Origin of the sequence: Pseudochrobactrum sp. AO18b, assembly GCF_000409565.1 — a bacterium.
GTDB lineage: Bacteria > Pseudomonadota > Alphaproteobacteria > Rhizobiales > Rhizobiaceae > Pseudochrobactrum > Pseudochrobactrum saccharolyticum.
This window is the reverse complement of record NZ_ANNO01000029.1, coordinates 1-10821: the sequence shown is the minus strand read 5'-3', so window position 1 is coordinate 10821 and position 10821 is coordinate 1. Positions and strand designations below refer to the sequence as shown.

Annotated in this window: 10 protein-coding genes and 1 tRNA gene; 9 read left to right on the top strand and 2 right to left on the bottom strand. The window is 50.3% G+C overall.

Annotated features, from left to right (window positions below; all coding sequences use genetic code 11):
- The first annotated feature begins 105 nt into the window (after window positions 1-105).
- The 5 genes from A918_RS19125 (at window position 106) to A918_RS0101455 (ending at window position 4185) form a co-directional block, all read left to right on the top strand.
- On the top strand, window positions 106-333 hold the full coding sequence (locus tag A918_RS19125) for a hypothetical protein (RefSeq protein ID WP_022709337.1): 228 nt from the start codon (window positions 106-108) through the stop codon (window positions 331-333).
- The gene (xerD, locus tag A918_RS0101470; protein ID WP_022709336.1) at window positions 323-1258 is read left to right on the top strand and encodes a site-specific tyrosine recombinase XerD; all 936 of its coding nucleotides are present in this window, start codon (window positions 323-325) and stop codon (window positions 1256-1258) included. Before A918_RS19125 ends, xerD begins: the two co-directional genes overlap by 11 nt.
- A gap of 134 nt (window positions 1259-1392) precedes the next feature.
- Window positions 1393-2346: an acetyl-CoA carboxylase carboxyltransferase subunit alpha gene (locus tag A918_RS0101465; protein WP_022709335.1), complete on the top strand. Its 954-nt coding sequence runs from the start codon at window positions 1393-1395 to the stop codon at window positions 2344-2346.
- Window positions 2347-2717: 371 nt separating this feature from the next.
- Window positions 2718-3950 (top strand): murein L,D-transpeptidase family protein, encoded by a 1233-nt coding sequence (locus A918_RS0101460; RefSeq protein ID WP_022709334.1) that lies wholly within the window; start codon window positions 2718-2720, stop codon window positions 3948-3950.
- A gap of 1 nt (window position 3951) precedes the next feature.
- Window positions 3952-4185: a sulfurtransferase TusA family protein gene (locus tag A918_RS0101455; protein ID WP_022709333.1), complete on the top strand. Its 234-nt coding sequence runs from the start codon at window positions 3952-3954 to the stop codon at window positions 4183-4185.
- 110 nt (window positions 4186-4295) lie between these two features.
- Here A918_RS0101455 and A918_RS0101450 read toward each other — a convergent pair whose 3' ends face one another.
- Together A918_RS0101450 and A918_RS0101445 are read right to left on the bottom strand one after the other, a co-directional pair.
- Complete coding sequence (locus A918_RS0101450; protein ID WP_033315806.1) at window positions 4296-5462, bottom strand: GTP-binding protein; 1167 nt, start codon at window positions 5460-5462, stop codon at window positions 4296-4298.
- Between the two features lies 1 nt (window position 5463).
- Complete coding sequence (locus A918_RS0101445; protein ID WP_151158998.1) at window positions 5464-6546, bottom strand: D-alanyl-D-alanine carboxypeptidase family protein; 1083 nt, start codon at window positions 6544-6546, stop codon at window positions 5464-5466.
- Window positions 6547-6971: 425 nt separating this feature from the next.
- On the opposite strand from A918_RS0101445, the gene A918_RS19120 reads away from it, so the two are divergent.
- The 4 genes from A918_RS19120 (at window position 6972) to A918_RS0101425 (ending at window position 10800) form a co-directional block, all read left to right on the top strand.
- The gene (locus A918_RS19120; protein WP_022709332.1) at window positions 6972-8168 is read left to right on the top strand and encodes a M20 aminoacylase family protein; all 1197 of its coding nucleotides are present in this window, start codon (window positions 6972-6974) and stop codon (window positions 8166-8168) included.
- Window positions 8169-8320: 152 nt separating this feature from the next.
- A tRNA-Arg gene (locus A918_RS0101435) sits at window positions 8321-8397 on the top strand.
- An 85-nt stretch (window positions 8398-8482) separates the two neighbouring features.
- Window positions 8483-9610, top strand: coding sequence for an NAD(P)-binding domain-containing protein (locus tag A918_RS0101430; protein WP_022709331.1), 1128 nt, complete (start codon window positions 8483-8485; stop codon window positions 9608-9610).
- A gap of 221 nt (window positions 9611-9831) precedes the next feature.
- On the top strand, window positions 9832-10800 hold the full coding sequence (locus A918_RS0101425) for an ABC transporter substrate-binding protein (RefSeq protein ID WP_022709330.1): 969 nt from the start codon (window positions 9832-9834) through the stop codon (window positions 10798-10800).
- Window positions 10801-10821: the final 21 nt, after the last annotated feature.

Sequence of the window (10821 nt, the reverse complement as noted above, 5' to 3'; positions counted from 1 at the left end):
CCGGGGCCTTTTCTTTTTCCTGTCGAATTTAGTTAGGCTTTATTGAGATTATCAGGGCACAATGGCACCAAATATCTTTGTCACTGTGAAAGCACTATTACCCTTATGCCGACCCTCACCCGCCTGATTATCCTTCTGGCTCTGATTTCTGCCTGTATTTACGGGCTGATGCTGGTGCTTGTGAAAACGGTCAGTCCGGTGACATCAGAGATTGTTGTTCGCGTACCGGCACATAAAATGGTGCAGCAACCGCGCGATACAGCACCTGTCAGCCCTGCCCCTGTGCCATCGCCCTATACAGAGGGTGAACCGGAGGCTGAAGATGCAGAATAATCTCTCAACAGATGCTGCAATCGACTCGTTTCTGGAAATGATGAGTGCGGAACGGGGTGCCGCCGAGAACACGCTGGAATCCTATCGCCGCGATCTGGAAACCGCTGCGGAATTTATGGCAGGCCGCAAAACCGGACTGGTTTCAGCCAATTCCGTCGATATTAAAGCCTGCCTTGATGAGATGAATATTCAGGGCTTCGCTTCCACTTCACAGGCACGCCGCCTCTCCTCTTTGCGACAATTCTTCCGCTTTCTCTATACTGAAGGTATGCGCAGCGACGATCCGACCGGTATCATCGATGCGCCGAAGAAAAATCAGGCGCTACCCAAAATTATGAGCGAAGACACCGTTTCAAAGCTACTGGCGCAGGCTGAAACAGAAGCGCAGCCCCAGGAAGATATGAGCGGTTACTTCAACGCCGTGCGTCTGCATGCGTTGCTGGAACTGCTCTATGCCACCGGTATGCGTGTCACCGAGCTTGTCGGCCTGCCGGAGAAAACTATCCGCAGCAATCAGCGCTTTCTGCTGGTGCGCGGCAAAGGTGCCAAAGAACGCATGGTGCCGCTCTCGGTCAAAGCGCAGAATGTCCTGCAGCTTTATGTGAGTCTGCGTGACAGAGTACCGGAATGGCAGGACAGTCCCTGGCTGTTTCCTGCCCGCTCGGAAAGCGGTTATCTGGCACGGCAGGTCTTTGCCCGTGATCTGAAAGCACTGGCAGCGCGTACCGGTATTGCAGCCGCTGCGGTTTCTCCCCATGTGCTGCGTCACGCCTTTGCCAGTCATCTTTTGCAAAATGGTGCAGATTTACGTGCAGTTCAGCAATTATTAGGCCATTCGGACATTTCTACGACACAAATTTATACCCATGTGCTGGAAGAAAGACTGCATCAGCTCGTTGCAACGCATCATCCGCTTGCCGATTGACGCTATGAAGTTTAAGAGAAACATATTCGGCAGATAGATTTTTCTGTCAGACAATCTATATAGGACAGATGAAACCCTCTCTCAGACCTTAATGTCTGATGGTTTTAGTCTCCGGAGCGTAATAGTCAGGTCATATGTATAATTACCTTGATTTCGAAAAACCCGTCGCAGATCTCGATGGTCAGATCCTCGAACTGAAAAAGCTGGCGCAGGAAAGCGGCAGTGTCGAGATGAGTGATGAGATACGGCGCCTTGAAAAGCGCTCTAGCGACGCGCTGAAAGATATTTACCGCAAACTCACCCCTTGGCAGAAAGTGCAGATCGCCCGTCATCCGGACCGTCCGCATTGTCTGGATTATGTGAACCGCCTGTTTACAGAATTCACGCCGCTGGCCGGTGACCGTAACTTTGCCGAAGATCAGGCCATTCAGGCCGGTTTTGCGCGTTTTAACGGTCAGGCTGTTGCGGTGCTCGGTCAGGAAAAAGGCAATGACACCAAGACCCGCCTGAAACATAATTTCGGTTCCCCGCGTCCCGAAGGCTATCGCAAAGCCATCCGTATAATGGAGCTGGCTGACCGTTTCAAACTGCCGGTAATCACATTCATTGATACTGCCGGTGCCTATCCGGGTGTGAGTGCGGAAGAGCGCGGTCAGGCAGAAGCCATTGCCCGCTCGCTGGAAATGAGCCTGAAACTGCGTATACCGGTTATCACGGTTGTAATCGGTGAAGGCGGTTCCGGTGGTGCGATTGCGATTGCTGTCGCCAATCGCGTTTACATGCTCGAACATGCAATCTATTCGGTGATCTCACCGGAAGGTGCTGCTTCTATTCTGTGGCGTGATTCGACCCGTGCCAAAGATGCAGCCACCAATATGCGCATCACTGCGCAGGATCTGCTTGAGTTGAAAATCATCGATAATATTATTCCTGAGCCTCTCGGCGGCGCACATCGCGGTAAAAATGCGATTATCGATGCTGCAGGCGAAGTGATTGCAACAGCGCTGAAATCTCTTGAAGGCGTGGACGGCGAAACACTGAAACAGGAACGTCGTCAGAAATATCTGGCCATGGGTCGTAATCTCTGAGTGAGATTTCAACCACTTATTTCAAATTCAGGCCGCGCAACCAACGCGGCCTTTATCTTTTAAAAGCATTTCCGGCAAAAGTGCGAAGCGCTTCCGCGGGAAATCATTTCGCCGGACTGATTTCTTTTCCCGCTAGGATGCGCGGAACAAAAAAGAGCTGTTCCGGCAATTCAGCCGTCACAGGAACTGCTCTAAGGCATATGGTCAATACGGGTCATTTGCTGTAAATATTGCCCGATGCTAAGTTAATAACACTTTATCAATCATACTGACCGATACTACGGGACAAACTGATTGCGGCTGAAAATTTGCCTTTTTGCTATTTCAGGATATTTTGTTCCAACTCTTGCCTAATATTGCCGGTGACACTCATGAAACTCAGAACTGCAATTTTTGCTTCACTGATCGCAACCGTAGCACTTGCCGGTTGTCAGGGTTCAGTCTTTGATGGTGTCGGCGCTAAAGCAGAGCGTGAGCTGCCTTCCAAAGTTCTGGCTAAAATTAAAGCCAAGGGCATGAACAAGACATCGCCGGTTATGGCGCGTATCTTCAAAGAAGAAGGCGTTCTGGAAGTCTGGAAACAGAAAACCAACGGCCGCTATGACATGGTTGCGTCCTATGAGATCTGCAAATGGTCAGGCAAACTCGGTCCTAAATATGTAGAGGGTGACCGTCAGGCACCGGAAGGTTTCTATTCGGTCTCTGCTGCGCAGATGAACCCGAACTCCCAATATTACCTGTCGTTCAATCTCGGCTTTCCGAATGCCTATGACCGCGCCAATGGCCGTACCGGTCAGCATCTGATGGTGCATGGTGCCTGTTCTTCTGCCGGTTGCTATTCCATGACTGACGAAAGCATGTCTGAAATTTATGCTTTCGGACGAGATGCCTTTAAGGGCGGTCAGCGCGATTTTCAGGTTCAGGCCTACCCGTTCCGTATGACCGCCGCCAATATGGCTCGCTATAAGAATGATCCGAATTACCAGTTCTGGACCATGCTTAAAGAAGGCTATGACCAGTTCGAAATTACAAAAGTACCGCCGAAAGTCGATGTTTGCGGCAAGCGTTACGTCTTTAATCAGAATTTCCCGGGACAGCAGGGACTTTCGGCTTCTGCCGCCTGCCCGCCAATGTCACAGCCGGATTCAATCCAGTCTGCTTATTCCAGCTATCAGAAAACCTATGATGCAGCTTTTTCGAGCGCGCTGAATAAATCATCGAAAAAACAGCCTGCGCCTTCAATCATGGGTGTTCAGGAAGCAAAACTGGTATCTGACTGGAGTGCACGTCGCGCACGTGGTGAGAAAGTATCCCGCACGCCGCCATCTTTAAGCCCTGCCTCTTCCGAGACACCAGGCGCACCGGATACTGCAGCACCGACAGCGATCGCTCAGACACCTGTAACAGCACCTGCTGCAACCTCGGTTGCAGCTAATGTACCGGCAGCAGCCCAGCCTGTTCTGGATCAGAATGCAACCGCTTCTGTTCCTGTGCCGAACAATAATCCGGCAGCAGCAGCCGTTGTTGCCCCTCAGGTAACACCGGATATGCCGGCTACAACAGCTGAGAAGAAATCTCTCTGGAACCGGCTGACCGGCCAATAAAATGACCGCTGAAGCTGAAGTTTTTTATGATTTTAAGGGGCTGCAATGCCCCTTACCTGTTTTGAAAACCCGTAAAAAATTGCAAGACTTGTCTGCCGGTGACCGGATCAGGATTGAAACCACTGATCCGCTTTCCCCACTCGATATTGCCCATTTCTGCCAGTCAGAAGGGCATATTCTGCTGGAACAGCAGAATGAGGGTCGGGTTTTTCATTTTCTGATACAAAAGGGCTAAAGCATTTCACAGTCAAGTTGGATCAACTTGACGCCCGTGATAATGCGACCAAATAAAGAATCTAGAGCGAGCACTATGATCCAATCTGGACGTAAACCGCTCTAAGACTTTTAGCCTTTCATGGAAAAACCGGGAATTGCCAGCGGATTATCAGTCAGCGCCTGTGCATCAGCCTGATCAATACGCGGCTTGCCTAAAAACGCATCAAACAGATCACGTATATAAGCCTCATCCAGATCTTTGGTAATCAGAACCAGACGTGTCTGATATTTGCTGTCCTGCAATTCCTGCGGCCAGCTTTTCAGGCGCACAGGCGGATGCAAAATCTGCTGCACACCGTGAATAACCAGCGGTCGTTCAGCATCTTCAGCAACAGCGATAATCCCTTTCATGCGCAGTAATTTGTCGCCGTGGGTAGAGCGCAGCAAATCCAGAAACATTTCAATGGCTGCAAAAGGTACCGGCGCATCATGTTTCAGCGAGAATGAACGGATTGTCTCATCGTGATGGTGGTGATGATGATGTCCATGCTCACCGTGATGATGGCCGGAACAGCCTGCACCATGTATTTCACAAACGTGGCCGTGATGATCATGATGATCGTCATAACTGTCTGCTTTCAGCCAGTTCTGCACGTCCGGTGTCTTGCCTACCGGATTGTACAATCCGCAATCAAACAAAGCTGCATAACCGATATCGTCTGCAACATTGTCATAGATTTCGGCTGCCGGATTAAGGTTTCTGATCCGCGTCTTTAAAGCTGTAAGCTGTGCTGTATCGGCAAGATCAGATTTGGTCAGAACAATCCGGTCGGCAACAGCAACCTGTTTCACCGCCTCGATATGGGCATCCAATGTCGCCATACCATTCACAGCATCAACTGCGGTAATCACACCGTCCAGTTTCAGAACCTGCATCAAAACCGGATGCCCCATCAGCGCCTGCAATACAGGCACCGGATCAGCCAGACCGGTTGTCTCGATCACAATGCGCTGCAAGGCATTGATCTTGCCCATCTGCACCCGTTCAATCAGATCCGCCAGTGTGTCCACCAGCTCACCGCGAACGGTACAGCAGAGGCAACCATCAGCAAGCTGAATAACCCCGTCGGCCGTCTGCTCAACAAGCAGATGATCTATACTGACATCACCAAATTCATTGATGATAACCGCCGTATCCTGCAAGGCAGGATCTTTCAGCAGCCGGTTGAGCAATGTGGTTTTTCCTGCTCCCAGAAAACCTGTGAGCACAGAAACGCTGATCGGTTTGAAGGACATGTTAATTCACTGCTGTTGTCAGATTACCGCGCATAGGACGCTGCAGCGGAATCGGCACTTGTGAAATATGCAGCACACCGCCTGCCTGCACTTCCGGTGCTTTGGCGACCAGTCCGACAGGAACCGCAACCGGTTCACGGGTCATCGCCGTAATATAAGGCGAATTGATTTTCAAACGGCCTTCCACATCACGTCCGTCCCAGCGGTCCGACATAGCCTGCTGGCTGCAAATCTGCGCCCGCAAATCTGTGGCCTGATTATTATTACTGCCATAAGGCACAAGGCTGGCAAGCGTTGCACCGCCGCCGCCACGGGTAGCAAACCCATTTTGCAGCAATTCCGCAGCCTGCACAGCGCGGTCTTCCTGTTTGGCTGCACCCAGCACAACAGCAACAATTGTACGGCCGTTTCGGGTTGCAGAGCCGGCGAGGTTAAATCCGGAAGCGCAGATGAAGCCGGTTTTCATACCGTCAGCGCCGTTAAACCGGCCGAGCAGAATATTGTAATTGGCCTGAACTTTTTTGCCCTCACCCGGATCAATCGCTTCCGTATTAAAGTAATGCGCATATTCAGGAAATTCACGACGCAGCTGCGCGGCAAGCAAAGCCATATCGCGCGCGGTAGAATAATTGTTCGGATCAGGCAGACCATGCGGATTAGTAAAGTTTGAACCGAACATGCCAATGCGTCTTGCCTCGGCATTCATCATTTTTGCAAATCCGGCTTTGCTGCCGCCAACGGATTCAGCCACCGCAACGGACACGTCATTGGCGGATTTCACCATCATGATTTTCAAAGCACTGTCCAGTGTCATTACCGAACCGGCTTTATAGCCCATTTTGCTCGGCGGTTCTTTTGTCGCTGCAACAGACATACGCACCGGCGATTCCAGTGTTTTCTGACCGGAGCGCAAAGCGCGGAACACCACATAGGCTGACATCATTTTGGTCAGCGATGCCGGATACCAGCGCTTAAAAGCATCATTATGCGCCAGTACCTTACCGGTCGACACATCAACAGCCATATAGGGATTGGCTTGCGCCACTGAAACAGCCTGCGAAATTGCAAGGCATGAGACAGTCATTGCCAGAACAGATTGTTTTAAAATATTCGGGATCATGGGATGACCACCTTTCAAGGCGTAATATTCGGTATTCAGATATCCGGAACTATATCCTGCTTCACCGCAGATCAGAACCTGCATTTGTTTCGTCAGGTCTTCAAACGGTATAAAGCGGCAAAAATCCGGTCATCAGAAAAAATGCCTGCACATTTTTCTTAAGTAAACTTTTCTACCTCAGACACTGCATAAAAGGCAAAGACCGATTGGCGAAATTTTATAAAACACACTATGTTATCTGAGAGCGTTGTGTTTTACCCACACCCGCTCATAGTGTGTATAATTTTATTGCATCATTACTGTGACGAGTGATTTCAGTTTTATGCAGTCCACATACCGCCTCGCTCATAATGCCTCGGAGGAGAGGCACACAGGTTCGGAGAACAGAAATGCCGCTTTTAGATCGCGCCGCACAATTAAAACAGGAAGTCAGCCTGTGGCGCAGACATTTACACAGCAAACCGGAATTACTCTATGACGTGCATGAAACTGCGGCATTTGTAGAACAAAAACTGCGTGAATTCGGCTGTGATGAAGTTGTGACCGGTATCGGACGCACCGGTGTTGTCGGCGTTATTAAAGGCAAAAAAGGTGCGGGGCAGGCAATCGGTTTGCGTGCGGATATGGATGCATTACCGCTGACTGAAACCGGCACACCGGAATGGGTTTCGCAAAATCCGGGCAAGGCACATTCCTGCGGCCATGACGGCCACACCTCCATGCTGCTCGGTGCTGCAAAAATTCTCTGCGAGACCCGTGATTTCTACGGCGAAGTCATCGTCATTTTCCAGCCTGCCGAAGAAGGCGGTGCCGGTGGTCTGGCTATGGTCAAAGACGGTATGATGGAGCGCTTCAATATTGTTGAAGTTTACGGCATGCATAATATGCCGGGCATCCCTGTCGGCGAGCTGGCCGTTTGCAAAGGCCCGATCATGGCCGCGACTGATGAGTTTACCATCAGCATCAACGGCAAAGGCGGCCATGCCGCACAGCCGCATCGCAACATTGATCCGATCGTTATCGGCTCCCAGCTGGTCACCGCATTGCAGAGCATTGTTTCACGTGGATCAAACCCGCTGGATTCACTGGTAATCTCGGTCACCAAATTTAATGCCGGTGAAGCTTACAATATCATTCCGGAAAAAGCTGTGCTCGCGGGCACAGTACGCAGCCTCACAAAGCACAACCGTGCTTTTGCCGAGCAGCGTATGCGTGCCCATTGTGAAGCCTTTGGTCTGCTCAATAATATCAAGATCGATCTTGATTTTAAAAACAACTATCCGGTGACATTCAACCATTCAGGCCAGACAGAAATCGCCGCCGATGTTGCTGACAAGGTCAGTATCAATGGTCCGATCACCCGTGAAGTTGAACCGATGATGGGTGGTGAGGATTTCTCCTATATGCTCGAAGCGCGTCCGGGTTGCTATATTTTCCTCGGCAATGGCGAGAGCGCAAACCTGCATCATCCGGCCTATGACTTTAATGATGATGCCCTGCCCTATGGCATGAGCTACTGGGTTGAGCTTGCACAATATCGTCTCAAAGACGCGCAGCTAGCGCCGGCTGAGAAAATGGCAGCCTGATCTCAGACTGCAAATTAAACAGGTTTCTGTTCAGCGAAGAGGCATAATCCCCTCTTCGCTTTTTTATTTCTCATCAGACTATTCCGGTATTTTCTGCCCTGCCTGCCCTTGGCTTACGGTCAAAAAATCAGTATGTGTGCACCATACTATCCGGTCCCGTAGCTCAGTAGGATAGAGCGACAGATTCCTAATCTGTAGGCCACTGGTTCGAATCCAGTCGGGATCACCATTTCTCTCTCCCCCTACCAACCGCTTGTATGAACGGAACAAAAACCTAAGTAAGGTTTAGTTGTTCGATAAAGCGGATTCTGGCTATGAATGATAATCAAGAGACTGTAACAAAACCGGCACTGCATATGGCCTTTAAAACCGATATTCTCATTATTGGTGCCGGACAAGCCGGTTTATCATCTGCTTATCATCTGCAAAAACTGGGTCTGAAAGCAGGCCGCAATTTTATCATTCTCGATAAATCGCCCGATGCCGGCGGCGCATGGCAATATCGCTGGCCTTCCCTCACACTCAGCACAGTAAACCGGATTCATGACCTTCCGGGTATGTCTTTCGCAGATGTTCTGGAGCCCGAAGTATCAGAGGTCAAAGCATCCATTGCTGTTCCCCGATATTATGCGGCCTATGAAAAGAAGTTTCATTTGCCGGTTTACAGACCGGTGAGCGTCAATGTTGTTTGTGAGCGCAATGAGCGTTTTCGTATTGAAACCGATAGGGAAACTTTCACTGCCCGCGGATTAATCAATGCCACCGGCACATGGGAGACACCGGTCATACCGCATTATACCGGTGCTGAACTTTTCAAAGGACAGCAGCTTCATACCCGCGATTATCAGACAGCTGAAGCATTCATCGGTAAACATGTTGTCATTGTCGGTGGCGGTATTTCCGCTCTGCAGCTGCTTGATGAAATTTCACAAGTCACCACAACAACATGGGTAACCCGCAGCGAACCGCAATTTCGTGAAACACCATTTACAGAAGAAGATGGCCGAGCAGCTGTGGCTATTGTCGAAGATCGTGTCCGCCGCGGTTTGATACCCGGCTCTGTTGTTTCTGTAACCGGTATTCCCCTCACCCCTGCTTTGCATGCTGCCCGTGAACGTGGTGCATTAAACCGCCTGCCAATGTTCAGCGAGATAACAGAAACAGGTATCCGTTGGGCAGACGGCACAGAACAACGTGCCGATGTCATCTTATGGTGTACCGGCTTCCGCAGCTCCCTCGATCATCTGGCGCCATTACAAATCCGCGAATCCAATGGCGGTATTATTATGGGCGGCAGACTGGCAACACAGGTCGTGAATGACCCGCGTATTCATCTCGTTGGCTATGGCCCTTCTGCTTCAACCATCGGAGCCAATCGCGCAGGCGCTGCAGCCGCTAAAGAGCTGAGCGAATATCTTGAGCTGAATAAACAATATGCATAACGGATTTTGATTTCGTGAAACCTGTAAATCATAAAAAATGCCGTTAAGTTTTTGCTAACCACGATGATTCACGTGAAACAACTATGCTTTTACCGCCACGCCTGCCGGTAAGAATAGCGCTAAAGTGTCCGCCTCTTGACTATCCCATATGATGCGCGTTGACCTCTCTCCGAGAACTGATTATTCGTTTTGATCGGGACGCGGAACAGAGGGAGATTTTCATGCGTACACTTTTCCTGGCTTTGCTGTCGACAGCTATGGCCACAACAATGATTGCTGCACCGGCAAATGCCAAAGATGTCAGTGTTGCTGTCACAGCAATTGTTGAACATCCGGCTCTTGATGCTGCCCGCGACGGTGTAAAAGATGCACTGGCCGCAGCCGGTTTTAAAGAAGGTGAAAATCTGAAATTCACCTATCAGTCTGCTCAGGGCAATCCTGCGACAGCTGCTCAGATCGCCCGTCAGTTCATCGGTGAAGCACCGGATGTAATTGTACCGATCTCCACACCATCTGCGCAGGCCGTGGTTTCCGGCACCCGTGATATTCCGGTTGTGTTTACTGCCGTGTCTGATCCGGTTGGCGCACAGCTTGTTAAAAACATGGAAAAGCCTGGCGGCAATGTCACCGGTCTGTCCGATCTTTCACCGGTTGCTGATCACATCAAACTGATCAAAGAAGTAGCTCCGAATGTAAAGACCATCGGCTTCCTTTATAATTCCGGTGAGGCCAATTCGATTTCGCTTCTCGAAGGCCTGAAAGTTGCGGCCAAAGAAGGTGGTCTGGAAGTGGTTGAATCAGCTGCAACCAAATCGGCTGAAGTTCAGGGCGCAGCCCGCGCTTTGATCGGTAAAGCAGACCTGATTTATATCCCGACCGACAACACTATTATTTCTGCGCTTGAAGGTGCGGTCAGTGTTGCGGAAGAAGCCAAGATTCCTCTGATGACTGCCGACACAGATTCCGTCAGCCGCGGTGCTTTCATCGCTCTCGGTTTCAACTATTATGATGTTGGCAAGCAGACCGGTGAAGTTGTTGTCCGTATTCTGAAGGGCGAAAAGCCTGGTGATATTCCGGTGAAAGTTGCCGCCGGTACAGATCTGGTTGTCAATCTGGTTGCAGCAAAGAAAATGGGTATTGAAATCCCACAGGCTGTGGTCGATCGCGCCAGCAAAGTCATCAAAGAATAATCTATTTTCTAGAGCGCCGTG